13 protein-coding genes are annotated in these 23408 nt (G+C 52.8%); all 13 read right to left on the reverse strand.

The window, feature by feature from the left end:
- Nucleotides 1–31 precede the first annotated feature (31 nt).
- The 13 genes from ABE504_RS13250 to ABE504_RS13310 all read right to left on the reverse strand — a co-directional run bounded on the left by ABE504_RS13250 (nucleotide 32) and on the right by ABE504_RS13310 (nucleotide 23110).
- Nucleotides 32–1675, reverse strand: a complete 1644-nt coding sequence (locus ABE504_RS13250; RefSeq protein ID WP_430088971.1) for an extracellular solute-binding protein — start codon at nucleotides 1673–1675, stop codon at nucleotides 32–34.
- A gap of 25 nt (nucleotides 1676–1700) precedes the next feature.
- Complete coding sequence (locus ABE504_RS13255; protein WP_430088973.1) at nucleotides 1701–2573, reverse strand: carbohydrate ABC transporter permease; 873 nt, start codon at nucleotides 2571–2573, stop codon at nucleotides 1701–1703.
- Nucleotides 2574–2584: 11 nt separating this feature from the next.
- Nucleotides 2585–3532: an ABC transporter permease gene (locus ABE504_RS13260; protein WP_430088976.1), complete on the reverse strand. Its 948-nt coding sequence runs from the start codon at nucleotides 3530–3532 to the stop codon at nucleotides 2585–2587.
- Between the two features lie 249 nt (nucleotides 3533–3781).
- A complete protein-coding gene (locus ABE504_RS13265; RefSeq protein ID WP_430088979.1) occupies nucleotides 3782–6004 on the reverse strand; it encodes a helix-turn-helix domain-containing protein in 2223 nt (740 codons plus the stop codon).
- A 154-nt stretch (nucleotides 6005–6158) separates the two neighbouring features.
- Nucleotides 6159–10064 carry a polysaccharide lyase family 8 super-sandwich domain-containing protein gene (locus ABE504_RS13270; RefSeq protein ID WP_430088982.1) on the reverse strand — a complete coding sequence of 1302 codons (3906 nt, stop codon included), beginning with the start codon at nucleotides 10062–10064 and terminating at the stop codon, nucleotides 6159–6161.
- A gap of 525 nt (nucleotides 10065–10589) precedes the next feature.
- On the reverse strand, nucleotides 10590–11003 hold the full coding sequence (locus ABE504_RS13275; RefSeq protein WP_430088985.1) for a hypothetical protein: 414 nt from the start codon (nucleotides 11001–11003) through the stop codon (nucleotides 10590–10592).
- Nucleotides 11004–11084: 81 nt separating this feature from the next.
- Entirely contained in the window at nucleotides 11085–11954 is an 870-nt protein-coding gene (locus tag ABE504_RS13280; RefSeq protein ID WP_430088988.1) for an alpha/beta hydrolase, read from the reverse strand.
- Complete coding sequence (locus ABE504_RS13285) at nucleotides 11951–15754, reverse strand: hypothetical protein (protein ID WP_430088991.1); 3804 nt, start codon at nucleotides 15752–15754, stop codon at nucleotides 11951–11953. The genes ABE504_RS13280 and ABE504_RS13285 overlap by 4 nt, the downstream gene beginning before the upstream one ends.
- Before the next feature lie 100 nt (nucleotides 15755–15854).
- Nucleotides 15855–17420, reverse strand: coding sequence for an extracellular solute-binding protein (locus ABE504_RS13290; protein ID WP_430088993.1), 1566 nt, complete (start codon nucleotides 17418–17420; stop codon nucleotides 15855–15857).
- Between the two features lie 73 nt (nucleotides 17421–17493).
- Nucleotides 17494–18369, reverse strand: coding sequence for a carbohydrate ABC transporter permease (locus ABE504_RS13295; protein ID WP_430088996.1), 876 nt, complete (start codon nucleotides 18367–18369; stop codon nucleotides 17494–17496).
- A 19-nt stretch (nucleotides 18370–18388) separates the two neighbouring features.
- Entirely contained in the window at nucleotides 18389–19345 is a 957-nt protein-coding gene (locus ABE504_RS13300) for an ABC transporter permease (RefSeq protein ID WP_430088999.1), read from the reverse strand.
- A gap of 242 nt (nucleotides 19346–19587) precedes the next feature.
- Nucleotides 19588–21978 (reverse strand): helix-turn-helix domain-containing protein, encoded by a 2391-nt coding sequence (locus ABE504_RS13305; protein ID WP_430089002.1) that lies wholly within the window; start codon nucleotides 21976–21978, stop codon nucleotides 19588–19590.
- Between the two features lie 79 nt (nucleotides 21979–22057).
- Entirely contained in the window at nucleotides 22058–23110 is a 1053-nt protein-coding gene (locus ABE504_RS13310) for a glycoside hydrolase family 88/105 protein (protein WP_430089004.1), read from the reverse strand.
- Nucleotides 23111–23408: the final 298 nt, after the last annotated feature.

Consider the following 23408-nt stretch of genomic DNA (forward strand, 5'->3'; position numbering starts at 1 on the left):
GCCTGTCAGACAATGATCCGCTCTGTTTTCCTTATTTACCTGCTTGCTTCTGCTGCTCCACCAAGAGGTCGTAGACATCTTTAATGGAGACCGCATTCGTTTTATTTTGCTTATACCAGTTGTTGTAGAATTCATCTACCTTGTCGCCGCCCGCTTTTTTCCATGTATCCTGAATGTTCGTGATTACACTGTCTGCGGAATAGTTGCCTGTCACGACGGACTTTTTCAACTCATCGTCAAAGTTCACACTTGAGAGTATGGTATTCAGCTCAGAAGGCAAGGATGGCAGGCTGAGATCGATCACAGAGCCCGGCATCGGGTTGCTCGGGTTCAGGTAGATTTTCCGCGCTGCTTCCACTACCTTCTTGTAATCCATCTGTGTCGCGTTGTTGACATCGAGCAAATCTAATACCGGGTCACACTTCATCATGGATTCTTCGCTGACGAGAATGGAGTAATCGGCATTCCAGCTGCGTTCTTGCGTGTTTTTCGCAGCATCTGTCGGAACCGGGCAGCCATTCGCATTCGGCTTATAATGCTCGCCTTCGATTCCCCAACGAAGCGTCTTCACCGTTTTCTCTGTGTTCAAGAAGTCAATGTATTGAATTACCGCCTTCGGATCTTTCGCCTTCACATTCACAACACCAGCCATCGTAAACGGCGTATTGATCGCCGGGCTGAATTGACCGTTCGGCGTGCTCGGAAGCGCAATCGGGATCACTTGGGCATTCGGGTCATTCTTTCTCAGCGATTCGAATACCGCCTGCGCCTCGCTGCGCTGTGTCATATAAAATCCGAGCTTACCATTAATAAAATCGCGTTTCGCTTTGTCTCCGTTCTGGTCGGTTAAGAAATCCTTATCGATGAGGCCCATATCGAACATTTGCTTCTTATAGGCTGTGGCTGCTTGCATGTTTTTCCAGGAGACAGAGAAAGCGTTGTTCTGATCCTGATAGTTCGTGTTAAACGGTACGCCGAACATATAGTCAGCCACTTTCCAGTTCAAATACCCGCCAAGCGCCAAACCATACGTATCTTTCTTGCCGTTTCCGTCCGGATCTTGTTCGACGAAAGCTTTCGCTACTTTCAGCATATCTTCGGATGTCTTCGGCACTTCCAGATTCAACTTCTTCAGCCAATCCGTCCGCACCCACAGCATCCAGTTGATGTCGCCTTGACGCACGGCGCCGATGTCGTACAATTTCCCGTCTGCCCGGGTACCCAGCTTTTTCAAGACCGGATATTTCTCAAGCTGCTGCTTGTAGACGGTGCTGTATTTATCAATATAGTCGTTTAGCGGCAGCAACTGCTTGCTTTCATACCAAGCGGAACGGTCGGGTGCGTTATAGTCTACAATTATATCCGGCGCACTTCCCGACGCGAACAACACGTTGATTTTATCGGCGGTTTTGTCCCGTGGAATCGGAACGAATTGAAGATCGACAGGGCCGTTTTTGTTCATATAGTCGGTCCAGCGATTTTTCTCAAAATTGCCTTCCTCCGCAGGGATTTTAGCGCGATCGTAGACGGTAACAGATACTTTGCCTCTTGCAGCCGGAGCAGCCCCGTCCGTAGGTGCTGCCGTTTTCTCCTCCTTCGCGCAGCCTGTCAAAACCAATCCTACTGCAGCTGTAGTAACCAAGCCTGCGTACACCCATGTCTTTTTCTTTTTCATGTTAACCCTCCTGAATTTTTTTTAGTTACCCTTTTATGGAACCGACCATAATCCCCTTGACAAAATACTTTTGCAAGAACGGATACAAGATCAGCATAGGGACGATCATAATAAAAATACTGGAAGCCCGAATCGCTTCAGGGGTGACCATCTGTACCTGATCTGGCTGCACCTGGTCCATCTGACGCGAAAAGCTATTGGTAATCATCTCTTGCACCATAACTGCCATGTTCTTCTTATCGCTAGAGTTGATATAGAGCAGCACATTCAGGAATGAATTCCAATGCCCAACGGCATAAAATAAAGTCAGTGCTGCCAGAACCGGCATCGAGAGCGGCAGAATGATTTGAAGGAGAAGCCTTCCTTCGCTGGATCCATCGATTCTCGCCGCTTCTTCAATTTCTTCCGGAAGCGTTTCGAAAAACGTTTTCAAAACCAGCATGTTGTATACGCTGATAAGCGAGGGCAGCCAAAGTGCCCAATACGTATCCACCAGCCCCAGATTTTTTACCAGCAAGTAGTTGGGAATGAGTCCTGCGTTAAACAGCATCGTAAACAGAATGAGCATCGTATAGAATCGCCGGCCTTTGAAAGCTTTCTTGGCAAGCGGATAAGCAGCCAGAATGGTAAAGCCCATATTCAAGCAGGTGCCAAAGATTGTAATCACAACGCTGTTCCAGAACGCCTTGCCAATGTTAGAACCTTCAATGACGAGCCGATAATTATCAAAATTAAACCCGACCGGCCACAGCCCTACTTTGCCTGAAACGACGGCTTGCTCTGAGCTTAGGGACACGGCCAACAGATAGATTAATGGGAGTACGCAGATAAAGCCGATGAGGCCCATTACCGCATAATTGACGGAGTAAAAAATCCGCTCTCCAGATGACTGTTTCATGCGATCCCCCCTCACCATAACCCGTGATTAAATTTGCGTGCAATCGTATTCGCCGATAATACCAGAATCAATCCGACGAGAGATTGGAAAAATCCAAGCGCAGTCGTCAAGCTATATTTCGCCTGGCCTAAGCCGATGGCGTAGCTCCAAGTGCTGATGACGTCCGCAATATCCCGAACACTCGCATTGCCTAGCACATAAATCGCATCAAACCCAACATCCATGACGTGCTCCAGCGACAAGATCATCATCAGAACAATGACCGGCATGATACCAGGGAGCGTAATGTGCCAAATCTGCTGCCACTTATTTGCACCATCCAGAGAAGCAGATTCATACAAGCTAGTGTCAATGCTGCTCAAGGCGGCCAAATAAATAATGGAACCGTATCCCGCTTCCTTCCAAATATGAGAGCCTAGAAATACAGCCAGCCAGGACCCTTCTTTGTATAAGAAAGCATACGTATGTCCCGTCAAGCGCTCCAAGAGGTTATTCACCATGCCATGCTCCTGCGCCATCAGCAGGACGACGAATGAACCGACGATAACCCAGTTTAGAAAATGCGGCAAATACAGAAACGTTTGAATTGTGCGTTTGAACAGCTGCGCCCTCATTTCATTCAGCAGGATGGCAATGATAATCGGAAATGGAAATCCAACGACCACGGTCAGCATACTGATGACAAGCGTGTTACGAACGACTTTCAGCATATCCGGATTTCTAAAAAGCAGTTGAAAGTTATCCATGCCGATCCAGCGGCTGTGCAGAATGCCATCGTGCAGGTTGTAATCTTTAAAAGCCAGTACCAGTCCGCCCATCGGCACGTATTTGAAAACTACAAAGTAGATCAATGCCGGTAAAAACAATAAGAACAACCAGCGATCCTGACGCCTTCTCTTCTTCACCCTCAGTGCGCCAGACGACATGATTCCTGGTATCGCCTGTTCTAAGCTATCCATTCAATCCTCTCCTTGTTTACGTTCTGTGCGTTGCCTGTTGTACCCTTATTAAAACGGGCGCACCCTACCCAAGACAAGAGCTCATTTTCAAGCTTTACGCACGATATTCTGGTTCGAAAGGATGAGGTGGATTTTTGATTATGACCCGGAAAATTGTATATGAAGCCAAAAAAGGTTCAAAAAGCGCATCCGTTCATACGGAATCGCCTTTTAAACCTTTTTTACACAACAGCTGCCTCCAGCTCCTCTTTACTCGTCCTTCCCTAACTTGCGATAGTCGCCAGGCGTGATCTGTTCAAGCTTTTTAAACATACGAATGAAGGATAACGTATTATCGTAACCAACCCGTTTGGCAATGTCTTGAATCGAAGCATTGGATTCCTTTAAGAGAATTTTGGCTTGCTCGATCCGCAAACCCGCCAAATACTCGGTAAACTTAATACCGATTTCATCTTTAAACAATTGACTCACATACTTCGTGCTAAGATTAAAATGCTCGCTGAGCAGATTCAAAGAGATATTGGAGTCCCCATAATGCGCGTCAATATATGCCTTTATGCGAGGTGCCGTAGAATGTTCGCTCCGCCGATCTCGCAATTCCTTCAGTTGATCGTCGGTTCGCTCGATCCAATAATAATAACGATTCATCGTCACATCGACAATCTCCAGCTGCGCGGTTTCTGCTTGCAGCTGAGGAAAAGCAATCTCTTCCCAGTATTCCCGGTATTCAGGCAGCATTTCCTGGAATACCGCATGCCATTGATAGTTCATGTAATCGATCATCATCCGTAACTCTTGTCGGGACATAGAGTCCTGCTTCATCGACTCCGCCAAACGGCGAAACAGCGGCTTCCACTCTGTATTACCTTGCTTGAATTGACTCGCAATGATTCGAATTTCATGGTAGTGACTGTAAGCCGCCTGGCTGTTCACCCTCACTTCACTGGAGGAAATGACCTGGTCCGCGCCCAGCACTAATTTATAATCAAGCGCATTGACCGCCTCTTCATAAGATAACGAGACTTCGCTCACATCCGTAACACCACTGCCAATCCCAATGGAAATCGTAAATTTCAAATGATTACGAACCCATTCGTTAAGTTCTTCAGCTATGCGGGCAGCAGCTCTCGTTCCTTCCTGCGTAACGGGCAGCACTTGTACGGCCGCTCCAAGACGCGTTGCATCCATCCACGTCATCCAGATTCGACACCCCTGCTTATCAGCGATCTCTTGCAGTGCATTATGAACGACGAACTTTAATAACACTTGATCTCGATAATCATATAACTTCGCAAACTCCGCGTACCCATCGATTCCGATGGCTAGTGTTTGCCAGTAGTCATACGCATCCGGACCATCCAAAAGGCCTGCCTCCAATCTCCAATCACCATCAGAGAACATCCGATTGCCGGTTAATAAATCATGGATGAAACGCTGACGGCGATATGCCGCCTCTTGCTCTTGCTGCTGTTGGTAGGCATTGGACTGCTCGATTAAACTCGTAATTGCCTTATCCAGCAGTTGCAATTCATCCTGGCCTTCAGCACCTTGAAATAACTTGCTCTTCGACGAGGAGGAGCCCTCCAGCTTATCCATGATCGCCTTCAATGGCTTATAATTGTGCCTGGTCACAAACACAATCCATGCAATACCTAACAGAACCGCCAGAAGAATGATCACCAGCCAAATCATCGGGATCGTTGCAAACAGCTTAAACGTACCGCCGTCGTGCAGCCCGCTCTCAATCTGCCAACCCGAATAGCTTGAGACCAACGTTGTCAACGTCGTTGTGTGCTCGATCCCGCTTTCCTTGACGACTTGATTCCCCGCTTGGTCTCGGATATCCACATAATTGAATTTAGAAGCCGACATATCCCGAACCAAATTGGCAATCGTCTTCACATTGATGTTCACAACGACGAACCCTTTCTCACCCGTCAGCAGCGGAACACCCCTGACCAAAGAAACAACGGAATTAACAGGCGCATCATCGGATGACTTGAATAAGCGGACTGGAACCCATTCCGAGGGGATGCCTTCCTGCAACAACTTGCGAATAAACGTATACTCCGTTGAATCGCTTGCTTGAAGCAGGGAATCCTTCATCAACACAGACTGATCGGTTGCCCTATATAAATACAAGGAGTCAATTTCAGGGATGAGTGAGGTCAGCTCTCCTATTTTTTTAGAAGGAATAAATTGCGAGTTATATCGATCTTCCGGTGTATTATAGAAAAATAAGTGAGCGCTTTCATCATTGTTGAACGCATTGACAACGAGCTGCTCGACTTTCTTCAATGTAAAATCAACTGTACTCAGGACTTGTTCAGTAAACACGCGATTCGCCTGCTTGGCTTGGTTCGAAGAAACAATATTCACCATATAGAAGAATACGAAAGACAGAACGAAAGTAACCAAGATCAATACAGGTATATAGGACAGCAGTAAGCGATTAAACCATCTTTTTGTCATCATTCCAATCCCCTATGTCCGTATTCTCAGTGCCCTCACCCTATGAAAACGCTCGTTACGTTCACTGATAATACTCTTCACTCTACACAAAAAGGGAATATTCGTCTAGTTCCAGTTGAACTATTGAAATATCCCCTCGGCATAACGCATAAGGCTACTGTAAGCTGATTCCGTCGATGTAGAAGGTCTGTCCGGCAGGTATCGCATTCACGCCTAGATATAATCGAACCACATCTCGATTGCCCGGGTTAAAAGTTAACGTATATGGCGTCCATGAAGTACTTGTGCCGCTGACTTGCGCTGTACCGATAACCGAATTGTCGGATGGATCGAGGATTTTGTAAGCAAAGCCCTTCGTGCACGAAGCACTGCACTTTCCATAAATCGTTAACGTATACGTTTCATTTCGGCTAACATGAAAATCTTGCTTCGTATTATCATAGCCGCCATTTCCCATTATTTTCAAAGCATAGCTGCCATGATAGCTATCTGTGGATGAAATCGCAAACCCGCCGGAGGTGCCGATAAGCCAGCTTTCGCCAGTGCCATTTCCGGCCTCGAAGTCAGGGGAGCGAATCAAATTAGGGAGCAATGTGACATCATCGACATAGGAAGTACCCGCAATTCCTTCACCAAAATAGATGGAAATCTTACGGTTAGAGCCGCTGTTGAAGTTATAGCTATAATGAGCCCATGAAGTGCCCGGCAGCACATAGACCTGAGACGCGCCGCTGATCGGGCTCCCATTCCCATCAAGAACTTTGGAAACGACGGAATTGGCTGTATTTGTTTTGGCATAGAACGATACCGTATAATCGGTTCCCGGCGATACATTCAATGTCTGTTTACTAAAGCCCCATCCTCCTGTCCCTGGAAACTTTAAGGAATAGCTGCCGCTATACTTGTCTGCGCTGCTAACGGTAAATCCGGTCCCCAGCGCCCATCCGGTTCCATCTCCCGATTCCAACCCCGAATTGACCGCTAAATCCGCTTGCGTTAAGGTCACATCGTCGACGTAATACGTTCCCGCCCCGCTGGTTCCGCCATCGCTAAGGAATAGTTTAACACTGGTATTGTTTCCGGAATTGAAGTTCAAATTATATTTGCCATAAGTTGAACTTCCATTGACCCGACTGGCTCCCGTACCGGGAAGCGCATTGTTGCTGGTATCCGTCACTTTGTAGATCAAACCATTGCTGGGCCCTTTCGCGTAAATGCTGAACGTATAGTTGGTGTTTGGCAGCACGGCAACCGTCTGATTGATATTGGCATAGCTTCCTGTTCCGGCATTAACCATCTGCAGTGCATGGGTGCCGCTATTACTGTCAGCAGCGTTTGAAACGACGGAGAATTGCGCTGGTAACGTCGTCCAGCCTGTAGAGCCCATCTCAAAACCTGGATTGATGACCGGGCTTTTCAGAAATTTCACATGATACGATTTTCCTTGCGAACTGGCGTTTGTTGCAACCTGGAATTTAATCGTTGGGCTCCACTGGGTCACCGTAATTTCCGGGTCCCCCTCCACTAACTCCGCTGCCCCGCCTCTGCCGGCAACTTCAATGTCAATGCCTGCTGTGTTCAGCTGCGTAGGATCAGAAACGGAAAGCTCGATATCTTGCGAAGATTCTTTGATCATGACAGAGGCTGAAGTACTGCTCGTAACGCCGTCTACCGTATAAGTGCCATTAGACCAGAAGTTAATCCCCTCGAGGTTGAGCATATTTTGTTTAACGGCTTGTGCGCTTGTTGAATTCTCCACAATGGTCACATGAGACGGAAGATTGGCCGCATAATCGCTGACTTGAGACACTGTGTAATTAGGCAACAAAATGTAACTGTAAGAGGCATTTGAAGGCGCACTGTTATGATTGAAGAAAATGTTTAAAAAGTTATTCGTTTTCGTCGCTATGTTGCTGAACGACGAATTTTGATTAATGCTTGACCACGCATCGGAACGCGTCTCCCTGTACGTGCTCACCGTGGCAGCGCCTGGAAAAACATATCCGATATCGGATCCGCTTGAGGTGTTTCCCGCCAAATGCACCCATTGATTCGTACCGATGAGTGTTTTGGTTCCGTTCGCGGTGTAGGCTGTGGCTGAAGTCGTAGGGGATCCTACCGTCATTGTGTTATTACCCGCGCTGTTCAATTTGCGGTTATCTACAATCGTTTCCACACGAATCGGTTGTCCGTCCCATCCGGTTGCGGTATTCGTATCGCTGCGAGTAATACCTGCCCCTAACGCTACCACTTCATCTTCAAACATGAACGATGATTTTTTTGCGCTTAAATTTTCATTAGCCGCACTTGACTGCCAATAACTATGCAAATCCATACCAGCGGCACCGTATAAGCCAAGGATATCCGAACCGCCAACCCAACTTCGGTCGCTCGTCTTATTCGACTCGTTCTGGTAGTAGTCGGCTGCTCCTGAAGTCAGATTCGTAAACTTGGCGCGAGTCTCGACCGTTGTTCCCGGAATCCGGTAACTATTGATCGTCGGCCAATAATCAGAAGTATACTGATCAAGGTCGTTATTGTATAAAAAAGTAGCGCCAGCATTGGTATACCAGCCCCGGAGGTTTTCACCGTTACCCGCTTCATAGTTGAGCGTTCGATTCGAGTACATCGATACCCCGAAACCAAAGTCCGGTCCCCGATGAAAGATCCGGTCCATGCCTGCGAATGTATGCTGAGCAATCGGATCCGGTCGAACAGGAATAGACGAGTCGGAAATGATCGCTTTAAGGAGCTTGATCATATCAATCGTAGATCCTGAATAACGGTTCGCATAAGCGTAATCGGCATCCCACGTTTTCACCATGCTTTTGAAATTTGCCGAATGATCCTCAGGAGCAAATTGCGCCAATTTGGCCATCGCGCGAATGATGCGATAAGCCGTATCATGATCGCTGCTTGAAAACCTTGCGATTTCCCTCCCCCGTGTCATTGCAGGCATAGAGCCTTTATAAACGAGAGCTTCATAAGAATCGTACATCCATTTATACACATTTGCCTGACTAGGATCCACAACCTTCCACACCGAAGTGCTTAAGCCATACATCAAATTCGCTATGGTGCCAGCTAATGAAACCCCATATCCCCCATTATAGGGATGGCCGGTATGCGCAATAAACGAGCCATCTGTATAAAAGCCTTCATTGTCCTGCGTCAGTTTTCCGCTTGTATCGTATACTTTCGCCCCCGTGACATAGGGAAAAATCTCGCTTAAACTATCTCTTGCTGTCACCATTCGATGATCGTTGGCCGAATTTGCCTCCACCGCGCCGGCAACTGCCCATACCTGTGCCCGCCAGACCAGATTGGCCCCGGAATAATTATAGGTTGTATCGCCCGGAGGCTGTGTAATCGAATTACAGTAGTAAAAAATATCAGCCGTATAGTTGGCGATTGTCGTTGAACTAAGATCGCTGTACATGAGCGTCAAGGTATCCGCATATAAGAGGGGGGTGCCGATCTCCCAGTCATAAAAATTCGTGCACGATGTAGAATTGCAGTCTGCCCACCAACCTGTACGATACCGTGTTGCACCTGTGGTTCCATTGGTGGTTCCGTCGCCTCGGGCGTACCAATTTTGCTTCAACCAGTTGAGCGCTGACATAATCTGTACCTTATAATCCTGGCTAGTCACATTATTGTTACCTTTATACATCGTTGTTCCCGGTGTCACATACCCCATTGCCATGTTTTTGATCTGGCTGTAATTTACCGTGATGTTGCCTGGCGACTGGTTGCTGCAGTAATTCGTCCATAAACAAGCTCGGGTGTCCGTATTGTAGGGATCTGTGTTCGGATCTTTGGTAAGCAAGTTATAGGAAGAGACTGCGCTGTTGTTAATTTCCTGCACTCTGGCAGAGATATCCGGATCACTTCCGTTAAAAGAACCCCCTGTCAATTGATTCGCCCAGATGGTGCGAAAATTAGTGTAATCGCTTACAGAAAAAGCCGCGGCAGATTTACCTGAAAATAAATTCAGCCCTCCTAACAACATACAGATGACAAGAAACTTGTGAATCCCTCTTTTCTTTCGAAAATTCAAGATCATCACCTCATTTTTTATTATTAATCGGTCCCTCCTGGCACCGTCTAGTCTTAACTATTAATAAAGCTTGGGCCGGATACAATATTCATTTTTCCGGAATATGATCAAATATCCATGAGATTGGTCACTTCTGTCATTTCGCTTATTCGTAAGAAAAGTGTATTGTGTGTTGGGTGATATAAATGGTATGACGTACAAGAGGCCAGCAAACGCAAAGGTTTGCTGGCTTATCGTTACTGCTTAGGTACTTGCAAAGAAGAGAAGAGGGACATTCCTGCGAAAAGGCAGGCTTCTTTTACAAAAATGGCAGTTTTCACAAAATGCCTGCGATAAAGCAGTTTTTTCTAAGCCGAACCCGCTCAAAAAGGGAGTTTTATCGGAAATTCCTGCTTTACTGCAGGTATTATATCGAACCAGGAAGGAATGAAGAAAATTCCTGCTCTTTTGCAGGCTTGATGTTCCATCCTAAAGCTGTCTCAGTTCCTCATTCCCGTGCTCTGGCCGAAACTCACCTTAAATTTCTTAGGCCCACCAACTTAACAGACCATTTACACCTTCAGTATGGATCTCAGTTGCACCTTTGCAAAAATCTAAAAATGCTTCTTTTAATTCATCGGTTACATCTTCCTGATTTACGGCCAATCCTTCTAATGAAATTCGAAAATCTCTGCGCTTTGGCGATACTGCATATCCATAAACAAACAGGGCAGGATGTTTCCTCATGAATTCAAGTATCTCTTTCACAGTAGGAGAATTGTTCTGCCTATCCTGCGGATTAATGAACTTTTGATTGACTAAGCTTTCAAGTATATCAACTTGGCATGGTTCAAACTTAATCACCCTATTCATTTTGTCTTCCCAGTCAACTTCTAGCTTTAAAAGCTTGTCTCTAGTCTCATAATCTAAATTGAAATTAAACGGAGCGGGTATATCCAAAATTCATAACCTCCAATTTTTTGGTTTAATACACCAAATATTTCGAACCTTGTATGGAGGTTTAAGGGGAGTCCCTGTTCATTACTGAGCCGGCGCCGGTAAATAATCATAGCGTGTTAAAAATTGGGCGATGCGTTGGATAACTTTCAACACTTCCTGCTCTTCCGTCTTGTAATCGAACAGGACGAACGCGTGAGAAAGATGCGGATACAGCACGAGCTCCGCTTCGTTGCCCGCCTCCGTGTACGCTTCGTAGAAGCGTACCGCTTCCTCCGGTACGACGGTTACATCCAGCAAGCCGTGCATGATCAGCATCGGCGGCTGACCCGCGCGCACGTGATTCAGCGGAGACAGCGCCTTCGCGTGCTCATGGCACATAAGCCAGGCTCGCACCGGATCACCGCCAGCCTCCTTCGCATCGACAGCAGGCACCATAGCTTTCCAACGGCCCGTGAAGTCGACGATGGCGTTGCAGTTAACAACGGCGTTCGCCATAGCCGATATGGATGTGTCTTCACCGGGAGCATCATAGCCGTTGATGGTCGCGAGGCTGACCGCCAGATGGCCGCCGGCGGAGTCGCCGACAACCGCGATACGCTGCGGATCAATGCCGAACTGCGCCGCATGGCGGCGTATGTAGCGCATCGCCGAGCGGCAATCTTCGATGCACGTCTCGACGCTGGGCGCCTGGCCCGACTCCGCATCATGCCCTTCGTGCGGCATGAGCCGGTACTCGACGCTGAACGTCACCACGCCCCGCGCCGCAAACAGACGGCAATGGCGCAGCAAGATCTCCGGCTGTCCGCCCCGCCAACCGCCGCCGTGAATCCAGACGATGGCTGGCCTTGCGTCATCTGCGTTCCATCCTTCCGGCCGGCACATCAACAGTCGAAGCCTGCGTCCATCCGCTTCTTTATACACGATCTTTTCGTACGTGGAGTCTGTATTCATTTTGTGTTTTCATCTCCCGGGTACGAAAGCACCGGCTTACTTTCGTTCGCCCAATGGTCAAACCCGTTGTAACCGTATTCGTGGCTGCGTGTGTAACGGCGGAACGCTTCCTCTGGCCGCGGGTCCCAATCGGCCAGACCGCCGGGCGCGGTGTCCCGAGGCGGCGAAGCGAGGCCCTCGCCGTTGCCGTTGCAGGCGGCGACGCAGTATTCGTAGACGCGCGCCGGATCGGCGGCCTCGTCGGCGTACGCAGGCAGCTCGCCTTCATACACAACCGCAAAGCTGCCCTCGCCTCGCTCCCGGCGGTACAACCGATAGCCCGTCGCCCCGAGCTGCCAGCCCCACGTCACCCGGAAGCCGCGCCCCGTACGTGCAACCCGCAGCCCGTCCGCCCGTTCCGGAGGTTCCCCGGTCAAGTAGACGGGGTAGTCATCGCTCCAAGGCCCCACCCGATCACGGTTGACGGCCCGTATCCGCACATGGCGCTTCGTGCCGTTCGTCCCGGCAAGCCGCCAGCGCAAAGGAAGCGCCGTATCCATTGGCTCGCCGGTGATACCCGCCGCTGCGACCGCCCAGGTCGCGCCGCCATCGTCGCTGACAGCGATCTCGTAGCTTTCCGCCCCTGCGGTCGGCTCCCAGATCAGCTCAGCCGAACCGGATGAAGCCCGGTAGCCGGCTACCTGAACCGCAGCCGGGATCGGCAGACGATCCGTCCATTCCCATTGGCCGCGACCAGCCGGCAGACGGAACGTGACGCAACACTCGCTTGAATCCAGCGGTTCAAGCAATAAACCATCGACGTACAGTCGGTACGCCGCCCCGAGCAGCGCTTCCGGCAGCGTCAACGTCACGACCGCGCCGCCGCGATCGGCATAGCCGCCAGTGAGCGAAGCGCCGCCCCGAGCAAAAGAAAAGCCCGCCGGCGGCAATTCACCGGTCGATTCGTCGACCGGACCGTCTCCAGCAACCTCCAAAGTAACACCGGCCGCACCAATCCGCGAGCCGACGAACAGCGCCGCTTCCGCCTTTTCCGCGCTGTACTGGCGAACAAGGCCGGCATGGCCGGTGAATGAAACACCACCTTCGTCGAACGCAATCGCGGCTTCGTCGCGGAACACGAAGTCGCGTCGGTCATTCAGCGTCACAACAGCTCCGTACGCCGTCGCCTGAACGCCCAGCAAGTAGCCGTAATCGCCCTTGCCGTGAGGAGAAACGAGCGTCAGGAAGTGACCGTTCCCATCGTAATGTTTTCCCTTCGACTCATCGTTGACGTTGCGGTAAGCGCCCGGCCCAACCTCGGCCGGAATACCGGGCGCAGCGTCGTAACTGGATACGCCCGGCTTCAGCTGGCAAATCGTCGGGAACGGATCGCGCTCATGTACGAACCAGGAGAACCTGCCTCTCACCCGCATGTCGCCGACCTGATCGTAAACGATGATATAATCGCTCCCGGACATCAACACACTGCGCGAATGATAGGCCGGACTGGCATACGGCCCAGCCAGCACGCGGGCGAACTGGGCGAAGCCGAGGTCGAGCAGCGGTTCTGTCAACTCACTGCGCCCGACACTGCGAAACTCGTGGCCGTACAAGACGCCAAAGTTGCAGCAAGCCTGAACGTCGCCCATATTGTCATCGCCGACATCCTCCTTGCGGTTGAAGCTGAGCCGTTTGCCATTCGCGAAGTAGGTAATAACGCCGCAGCCGCCCTGCCCCGCGCGACCCCAGCGGTAATTCGGTCCTTCATCGATCTGCTGCAAGTGCACCGAAGCTTCGGCCGGCGCGCCGACGTCAGCCCGCAGGACGAAGCCGTATCCGGTGTAAGCCGCCGAACGGAGCGGAGGCCGCGTGCCCGTGTTGCTGTCGAATGGCGCAACGTCCGCGCCGCGCCAGATGTCCGTATTCGGCACGCGCTCCGCATAAATCCGCGCATCTGCCGGACTTACATGCAGCAGATGCTCGGCCAGCAGCGGCTCGATGGCACGCAAGCCGAATCCGGCTGAGCGCAGCGTCAGCGGCGCCGCATAATCGTCGACGTGTCCGCCGGCGTGCGCGCCTTGCGAAGGTACATGACGCGCGCCTTCGACCGGGGCCGTCAGCGCATGGAGCAGCCACGACAACCACTTGGCATAATTCGGGTAAGCGACGGTATGCTCGCCCCATACCCGTTGAAGCGCGATGACCGGACTCAGCATTGCTTTCAGGTTATAGAGCGTATAACACGCTAAATTTTCCGTATGTCTTCCTCCTCTGGTCCCCCAGGAAGGTACGTCGGGCCTGACGTGATATTTCACATTCAGCGCCATCGACCGCTCAAAATCTTCCTTCCACCGACGAGCGTCGGGATGTGCGGGAAACAGCGCCGCCATTAAAGCAGGGACGCTTCTCACATCCACGAGAAAGTTCGGATGTCCAGCGAGCATCTTCACCACCGGCATGAAGGATTCCTCATTGTGCGCGTAAGCCATAAACGCCCAGGCGGCCTTCAAGCGGTTGAACTGGTCTGGCGTCATCGCCGGGGCCGCCAAATCGAACGTGGACGCCCAGGCATAAAATTCACGCGCGGCCACCGGACTCAAATCGCCCGGCTGATGCAGGCAAAAGGACAAGCGGTCGACAATCGCGGCCATATCGCCCGGCGTCGGCTTCGCCGTGGTGTAGCCGTACCAGGTATGCATCCGCTGCGGCAGCCGCTCTTCACGGAACAAGCGCGGATAGTCCGACTGCCGCTCTTCCCACGCCAGTGTCCAATCTTTCACCTTGTCGAGCGAAAGGAGCTCGTGCCACAGCCACAGCTCGTCGACGTACGATCCGTCCGCCGAGTCCCGCTGCGCTGGATACAGGGCAATCGCCGTACAGCGAGTCCCCGCAGCCAGCGGGTACTCCCAACGGAGTGCCCGGCGGTGCCGCGACCAACGGAAGCGGAGCGCCAGCGTCTGCGGCGAGCCCCATAACGCGTACTCGCCGTCGTCCCAGAAGCCGCTGTCCTTGACAAATACGGCGGCAGCAACCGCATCGTCGGCGAAAGACGCTGCTTTCGCCTGCTGCCAGCAAACCGCGTTGTCGTAAGGCTTTACCCGAAACGGCAGCTCGCCGCTTCCATTCAAGTAGCGGTCGATAGGCTCCGCGCTGCGCGACTTCGTATACCGCCGCTTCGGCGCAAACGAACGCCACTCGATCGCAAGCATCGCGCGCTCGCCAGCGGCAAAGCCGGACATCCGCTCGCGCAGCTCGATGTAATCCAGACCTGCGGCAACCGTTACGGTCGCGCGATACTCTGCGCCACCTTCGAAGCGGCATATAAACTCGCATTCCGCAAATACCGGTCCCTCCGCCGTTACCGTCCCTTCGGCGGTAAGCAGCTTGCGGCCGCCGCCATCCATGCGAGCGATGCCTTCCGCTGCACAGCCGACCATGCTCACCTCGAATAACTCTTCGCCCACGACCCTCCCCTCCGCGAACTGTACGATCAATCGGCCGTTATCCGCCTGCGCACGCCCGTTATCCCGCGCGACCGTCACTCGGCCGTACTTCGTTCCCGGCGCGGGCGCAGGTGCCGCTCCACTGCGCCATTCGAATCTTCGTTCTGCTCCCGTCGGCAGATCGGCAACCAGACATAACCGCGCCTCCGTATCCGTTCGCCGCCATTGGAACGGCACGGTATCCCCATCCGCGTCTGCGAGCCAGACCGATTCCGCCGCCGCTTCTTCATCCGGCCGGACGAAGCCGAGCAGCGAGGGCGGCCATGCGTATCCGGTCACCTGTAGTTGATCCTCAATTAAGATAGGCTTACATGCCATCGCAGTCATCCTCCCATTAGCTCTCAGGCAGCGCGCTCCGCCCCTTTCGGCGGAACGCAAACGGCGGCGCACCGCCGCACGCCGCCGTTATAACCGCCTCTTATTTACCGCTTTGCACGGATTTGTACAGCTCGTTCGCTTCCTTCTCCAACTGCGCGCCGCCCATGTCGTTCCACTGCTTGACGAAATCGTCGAAATACGAGACAGGCTTGTCGCCGCGCACGATCTGGGCGTAGGCATCCAGCTTCAGCTTCGTCAGGTCGGCCCAATATTTGCCCGATGACGGCAGCACGTCGGATTTGCCAAAGATGTCCCACACCGGCTTGTTGTACCGGCCCAGCAGCTCAACGCTCGATTTGCCAAGCGCCTTCGCAAAAATGTCAGGAGCCGGACCGCCAGCAAACAGCGTGTCGAAGTTATTTTTCAGCCCCTCGGTCGCAAGCTTGGCGACATCGTCGTAAGGAGGCAGGAACTTGATGCCGCTCTGCGGGTCGGAAGGTGTGTTGTAGTCCCACTGCGTTCCTTTCACACCGACGCCGGCATCCAGGAACACCTGCTCGTCATTGCGCATCGCTTCCATAATTTCAAGCACTTTCTTGACCTTCTCCGGCTGCTGCTCCATCTGCTTGCCAAAGGCGAAAACGCTGCCCGCCGTTCCCCATGCCCAGCCGCCCTGCTGACCGCGCGGCCCTTTCGGCAGCGGAGCCACTTGGAAATCTGCATCCGGGGCAATTTTTTTCATGGAAGAAAGCGCCGATTGTGGGTTGCTGGCGTCGAACGCAGCCATAGACGTACTGTGCGTATAAGCCACCTTGCCTTCAACCAGCTTCTTGTCGAGATCTTTGCCTGTGACGAATTCCGGATCAATGTAGCCCTTGGCGTACCAGTCAGCGAGAAGCGTCAGCGCTTCCTTCGCTTCCGGCACAACCGCGCCGTTGACCACCTTGCCGTCCTTCAGCATCCACTGCGTCGGCATGACGCCGTAAGCGCCGAATATGGACCAGAATTGGAAGTAGTACGAATTCCCGTTGGTCGTCATGCCGTACACACCAATTTGCTTCAGTTTGGCAAACGCAGCTGTCATCTCGTCAATCGTTTCCGGAATTTTATCCACGCCCGCCTTCTTCAGCAGATCCACCCTCCAGCCTTGCTTCGCGTTGAACTGACCTGTGTAATACGTGGTCGGCAAGCCGTAATTTTTGCCGTTCAGATTTGAATAATACCAGCCCTGCTTGGCGAAGCTGTCCAGCACCGCCTTCGTCTTGGGTGCGCTTTGCTCGATGGTTTTTAGCGGCAATTCAGCGATCAACCCCTGGCTTGCGTATTTAAACAGTTGATTCGGATCGAAAATGAACATGACATCAGGCACGTCGCCCGACGTGAGCAAAATTTGCTGCTTCTGCACATAATCAGCCTGCGGAATCGAGTAGTAGTTGATTTTGACGTTAAATTTCTCCTGCAATACCTGAACGGCTCGGGAATTAGGCGTCAAGTCCGCCGAAGGCACCATCCATTTGATTTCCATCGGCTTGGTTTGCGCCTCCGTTGACGCGCCTGGCGAAGCCGTGGATGCCCCTGTCCCGCTTCCGTTCGAGCATGCCGTAAGCGCCAACGAGCAGACGACGGCTAGCACTGTTAACCCTTTAACCCCTCTTTTTGCAAACATCTCGTAACCTCCTGTATGGATATGGTTATGGTTATATATCGGCATGTCAGTTCCGCAACGTCAGACCTCACGCCTAACCTTTGACGGAACCGAGCATGATGCCTTTGACGAAATACCGCTGAATGAATGGGTACAAAAATAGAATCGGCAGCGTCACAGCCACGATGGTAGCCGCTTTGAGCGACTCCGGCGTATATTCCTCGCGAACCCGGTTAATATCCTCGCCGGGTGTCAGCGACACGGTCGCATCGACGACGGTTCTGCGCAAGAACAACTGCAGCACCTGCCAACGATTGTCCTGCGTGTAGATCAGTGCATCGAACCAATGATTCCAGTGCGCGACGCCGACCCAGAGCGCCATGACGGCCATCACCGGCACGGACAGCGGCAGCACGATGCGCAGCAGTACCCGCATTTCCGATGCGCCGTCGATGCGCGCCGACTCAATAATTTCAGCCGGAATTCCCTCAAAAAAGTTGCGCATCACAATCATATTAAACGCTGATACCGCACCAGGCAGTACGAGCGCCCACAGCGTATTGAGCAAGCCAAGATTTTTCACCAGCAAAAACATCGGAATCGTGCCGCCGCTGAACAGCATGCTGAAGACGAACAGCTTCATGATCAGCTTCCGATGCGGAAACGTGCGCCGGGACAACGGATACGCAATCATCGCCGTCATGGTCAGCGAAATCGCGATGCCGACGCCGGTCCGAATCAGCGTGTTGACGTAAGCCGATACCAGATCAGGATGCGCCAGCACCTTTTCGTACGACATCAGTGTCGGATGCAGCGGAAACCAGTAAAATTTCATCGCCATCGCATCTGCCGGTGTGCTGAACGAAAGCGTGATGATATACAGCAGCGGATACAGCGTCGTCAATCCAAAAATCGTCAAGAAGAGGGCATTCAGCCCATCGAATGTTCGCTCGCCCCAAGTTGTTTTCACACTCTCCACCCCCTTCCCGCTACCATAATCCTCGCTCCTTGTCGTACAGCTTGACGACCGCATTGGCGACAAGCACCAACGTCAATCCAACCGTCGAATTGAACAACCCCGCTGCGGTACCGAGCTCGTAATCCATCGTCAGCAGCCGGCGCAGCACATACGTATCGAGGATTTCCCCTACGCCCGAAGTAGGCGGTGTTATCAGATTGTAAATTTGATCGAAGCCGACGGACAGGAAGTGACCAATCGATAACAAATACATGATGATGACAGTCGGCGCAAGTGACGGCAGGCTAATATGCCAGATGCGCCGCCAGCGGCTTGCTCCGTCGGCAATCGCAGCTTCATAGAGACTCGGATCAATGGAAGCCAGCACCGCAAAATAGACAATGGACCCCCAACCTGCGGATTGCCAGATGTCGGTCAGCACGATGGTGCCGTAAAAATAGTCCGGCTCCAGCAGCCATAGCTGCCCCGAGATGCCGAACAGGCTGAGCAGCTTGTTGAAGCCCCCTTCACTGCCGAGAAACGGAAACAGAATACCGGCGAGCACGACCCACGAGAAAAAATGAGGTAAATACGTTACCGTTTGAATCGTTCTTCGGAACCAGGTTAACCGGAGTTCGTTAAGCAGCAGCGCCAGGACAATCGGCGCCGGAAACACAAACACCATTTTCAGAAAAGCAATCAGCACCGAATGGCGCAGCGCATTCACAAAACCGTTTCCTTTGAACAACCGCTCGAAATTCTCCCAACCGGCCCAAGGGCTGCCAAGAATGCCCTCCGTAATCTGAAAGTGCTTGAACGCAATGACAATGCCGTACATCGGCACGTAGCTGAACAGCAGAAATAACGCCAGCCCGGGCAGCAGCATCGCAATCAGCGCACGGTGCTGCTTGTACACGCGCCATTGCCCTTGCCATCTGGACGTCCTGGCCGAATCGCCGGTCCTCGGAATCGCGCGCCGTATTGCCATCTTGTTCAATCCTCCTTTGTGCATGACGTTCGATCCTCCTTTGTACACGATCTTTCGTTCATCGGACGGCCCGTCAATACGTTTGCAAACCGTTCGTCCGCAGCTCGCTGCATAGGGCCGTCGTGTTGCCGATGTCATCAGCTTACGACTGCTTCCGATATCAACGCAATCGTCACATTTTCGTGGCCCTGGAAAAGGAAAATGCGCCGAAGCCTTGAGGGGCTGCGGCGCATGTCTCGCAATCAGGAACGGCTTCTCAGGCGATATTCGCCCGGCGTCATGCCTTCCGATTTTTTGAATACTCGTATGAGATGCGTGGCATTGCCATAACCGATCTCGACGGCAATGTCGGCGATGTTCAGCTCCGTTTTGAGCAGCAGGCTTTTTGCTTTGTCAATCCGGTAGCGAGTGACGTACGCGATGAACGTTTCTCCCCAGTGCTGCTTGATCAGCTCGCTCAAATACGATGGGGAGATGCCGAGCTGATCGGCGGCAAGCTGGAGCGATAAGTCCTGTGCGTACCGTTCCTCGATCAGCTTTTTGGTCCGTTCCATAATGGTTTCCATGCGCAGCCGCTTCAGCCCGTTCAGAAAGTCGATCCCCGGTGCGATTACGGTTTCGCTGAACCAGTCGCATATCGCAGGGGAGGCGTTCAACTGGGCAAACTCGGCGTACAGGCTCCGTCCGGGAAATGTCTGCGTCAGATCGGGATCGTACTCCTGCAGCAGCCGGATGACGGAAACGAGCAATTGCATGGCGTAGGTTTTGATCAGCGCAAAGGGAAGACGACTGCCGTTCAGTCCATCGAAGAAAGCATCCAGTTCCCGCACAGTCCGTGCGCTGTCTCCTTCGCGAATGGCCGCCAGCAGCGCGCTTTCGCATTCGGCCGGATACGGCACGGAGACAGGCGTCTCCAGCTCCTGACTCCCGCGCACGACCTCATTGCCCGCTTTCGGCCAATTTTCCTGGAGCGCATGCAGCGCATCCTGATACGAGACAGACAGCTCGCGGAAATCCGTAATCGGTCTGCCCACCGCGATCGTCACCGTCTGCTTCAGGTACGACGAAACTGCATAGCGAATCGACTCTGCCGCTCGGACCGTCTCGCGATCGGCCTCATACTGCGGCATGTTCAGAATGACGGCCACGTGCTGGCGGGAAATGACCGTTTCCGTGGCGAATTTGCCCCGCATTAATTCCTGGGAAATATTCGCCACGGCAAACAGGAACAGCTTCGTATCTTCACCGCTGCGAAAGCGCGCGGTCTCGCCGATCGCATCCATCTCCGCCACGAGCACGCAAAACACAGGGTCCGGGAAAAGCTCCGTCTCGGCCGGCTTCTGGCGCAGCCACGGGTCCATGCCAGCTTTGTTGCCAAGCAGCGCGGACATCAGGAAATGGTCGCGCAGCACCGGCAGTTGACTGTTCCATTGCGAGCGTACGTCCCCCATTTCCTTAATCAGTGCGGTAATGCCGTTTTCGATTCGGGCGAAACCCTCGGCGTAGTCGGCATCGAATGGCTCCGGTTCGCCCTCTGCATCTCCCTTACCGCGCAGCGTAAGGAAAATGCGTCGCAAGCCGCTCTGAAACCGCCGTGCATTGAAATACGCGACAAACAGCGACAACAGTGACAGCACCGCCGTCGCGGCAACAATCCATATTTTAAGCAATTGTGCATTGTGCGAAGCCGCTTCCGCAGGAATCAGCATGACATAGAGGAAGCCGTATGCCGCCGAGCGTTCGGTCGTCACGTACATCGCCCCGGCCTCCGTGTCCAGCTTTACCGGACGACTGCCTTCATCTGGAGTGCCGGCTGTCAGTTTGGCGCCAATCGCGTCGGGCTTCTCCAACCGCAGTTGGCCCGCCTGCACAATCGTCCGCCCCGCCTCTGACAAGACAAGCAAGCCGCCTCGACTGTCGAACGGAAAGGAGCGGATCATATCGGCGATGACGTTCGTCTTGACATTGACGATGAGCGCGGCATCAGGCTCCTCGTAGAAATACGGCAGCGGGAGTACATACGTAAGCGCTTCCGGGCTTTTACCGACATCGCCGCTCATCGCACGAGGCGTAATCCACAGCTTCGACTTGCGTTCCGCCGCTGCTTTCTGCAGGATGGGCAGCCACGACGTATCGGGGAAGCTGTCCAGATCGAACAGCGTATTTGAAGTCAGAACAAGCTTCTGCTTGCGGTGATAAAGATACACCGAGTCAACCGCATGAATCGAAGACGAGAAATTGACCAGGTCGCGTCTAATATCGTTGACCGTCTGCAGTGTGCCGAGCAGCGGCGTCTCCTGAATTTTGACGAACTGAAGCATTCCCGCTTGCAGCGAGAACTGCCCCGTCACTTCTTCGATTTGCCGAAGCAGTTGGTCTACCTGCTCCTTCATCTGGGAGATCGCCACCTCAGACGTCCGCTTCACTTCCGCTTCAATCAGGCGAAGGCTAGTGTAATAGCTGAACGTCCCGAAACCGATGACCGGCACGATGGAAAGGAGCAATAGCAAGGCGATTTGTCGTTGTCGAATCAGTTTGCGAACAAGGTTCATAGGCTTCTCACCGCTTTTCGTTCCAACAGGATGGTTTGTGCCGTTATTATAGCAAATATCCGTTTTCATCGGCATCTTCATCTTTTCGGAACCCCTCTCCCGTGTTAAAAAACGGCATGGCAAAGAGCCCAGGAGGTTCTGGGCTCTTTGCGGTAGTGCCTTATAAGACGGGATCGGCCGATCTCCCGTCCTCCGACGAATCGCCGCTTTCCTCCAGCATCGCCGACAGGAGCATCAGCAGCAAGCCTTGGCCATACCCTTCCGCCCGATGCTGTGCAATGACGTGGTACTCGCCAGCGTGCTTCTGCACGCCAGTTCCGGCGGAGACGCCGCGCAGCACGCCTTCCCAGTCGACATGCGCCAGCGCAGCACGCGCAGCGCGGTCGGCCATCGCCGCATAAGCTTCGTCCACATTGCCGAAGCACAGCGCCCGCTTCACGGCATACGCAATGCCGGCGGCGGCGGACGTTTCCAAATACGTATTCGGATCGTCGATCACCGTCGTCCACAAACCGGACATATCCTGATAGTACGACAAGCCGGCCAATTGCCGGGCTAAAATCTCCTTAATGTCCTTCCGCGCCGGCTCCGTTTCCGGCAGCAGCGCGAGCAGTTCCGCCGACACAATCGCCGCCCACGCGTTGCCCCGCGCCCACAAGCAGCCGATCGGACCGTTTTTCCACTCGTCCCAGCCGTGATAATACAGACCGTTCTCCTGCTGCAAATGATGCACATGCAGGAAATACTGGCGTAGCCCTTCCTCGACCACCGCCCGATCTTCGAATAACAACCCGGCCTTAACCAGAAACAGGCCGGCCATGAACAGTGTATCCACCCACATCTGCCCGCCGAAATTCGTTTCCACGAGCGTATGCTCAAACGCGCCATTCGTAAGACGCTCCGCCCGGTGCAGCAGGAAATCGGTTCTCGACTTGATAATATCCGCGTAACGCGGCTCGCCCGAAGCGACATACAGCTCGATCAGCGAAAAGCACGGCGCCGTCGCATTGACCGTTTCGAAGACGCGCCCTTGCGTCAATTGATCGTCAATCCACGTCTTCAAATAGTGCAGCAGCGCATCCTCTTTCGTCGCCTTCCATAACGAAACCAAGCCGTACAGCGCCACGCCTTCGCTCCAATTCCATTCCGCCATCGGCATCCGCCTCGTCGCTTGCGAGACCTGCCCAATGATGCCAGCCAAACTGCGTGACATGTCTGTTCCTCCTTCATTCTTGTGTCAGGCTCCAAACGTAAGCCAATCCCGATTTCATTTCAATGTTCATTTTTTTGGAGCGCCGCACACAGCTTTCCCCCGGACTGAAAGTCCGTCCGGGGGTGCTGTCTCAAGGTTGTCAGGTTAAGGAGCGAGGCTGCTCGCTCAAACGGGTAACCTTGAGCGCTGGAAGGTGACAAGCCGCCAGTAAGGTGGCTTCGTGCGTTCATGAACTGGAAAACCTCCAGTTCACTTCCTCTTCAAATGGCTTCCTTGCTCCCTCAACTGGAAAAGCTCC

It is taken from the genome of Paenibacillus oryzisoli (assembly GCF_050467285.1).
Classification (GTDB): Bacteria; Bacillota; Bacilli; order Paenibacillales; family NBRC-103111; genus Paenibacillus_E; species Paenibacillus_E oryzisoli_A.

Excerpts from the sequence above, each read along its gene's own strand:
- ABE504_RS13250 (WP_430088971.1), bottom strand. The coding sequence starts at position 1,675 with ATGAAAAAGAAAAAGACATGGGTGTACGCAGGCTTGGTTACTACAGCT.
- ABE504_RS13255 (WP_430088973.1), bottom strand. The coding sequence starts at position 2,573 with ATGAAACAGTCATCTGGAGAGCGGATTTTTTACTCCGTCAATTATGCG.
- ABE504_RS13260 (WP_430088976.1), bottom strand. The coding sequence starts at position 3,532 with ATGGATAGCTTAGAACAGGCGATACCAGGAATCATGTCGTCTGGCGCA.
- ABE504_RS13265 (WP_430088979.1), bottom strand. The coding sequence starts at position 6,004 with ATGACAAAAAGATGGTTTAATCGCTTACTGCTGTCCTATATACCTGTA.
- ABE504_RS13280 (WP_430088988.1), bottom strand. The coding sequence starts at position 11,954 with ATGAATACAGACTCCACGTACGAAAAGATCGTGTATAAAGAAGCGGAT.
- ABE504_RS13285 (WP_430088991.1), bottom strand. The coding sequence starts at position 15,754 with ATGGCATGTAAGCCTATCTTAATTGAGGATCAACTACAGGTGACCGGA.
- ABE504_RS13290 (WP_430088993.1), bottom strand. The coding sequence starts at position 17,420 with ATGTTTGCAAAAAGAGGGGTTAAAGGGTTAACAGTGCTAGCCGTCGTC.
- ABE504_RS13300 (WP_430088999.1), bottom strand. The coding sequence starts at position 19,345 with ATGGCAATACGGCGCGCGATTCCGAGGACCGGCGATTCGGCCAGGACG.
- ABE504_RS13305 (WP_430089002.1), bottom strand. The coding sequence starts at position 21,978 with ATGAAGATGCCGATGAAAACGGATATTTGCTATAATAACGGCACAAAC.
- ABE504_RS13310 (WP_430089004.1), bottom strand. The coding sequence starts at position 23,110 with ATGTCACGCAGTTTGGCTGGCATCATTGGGCAGGTCTCGCAAGCGACG.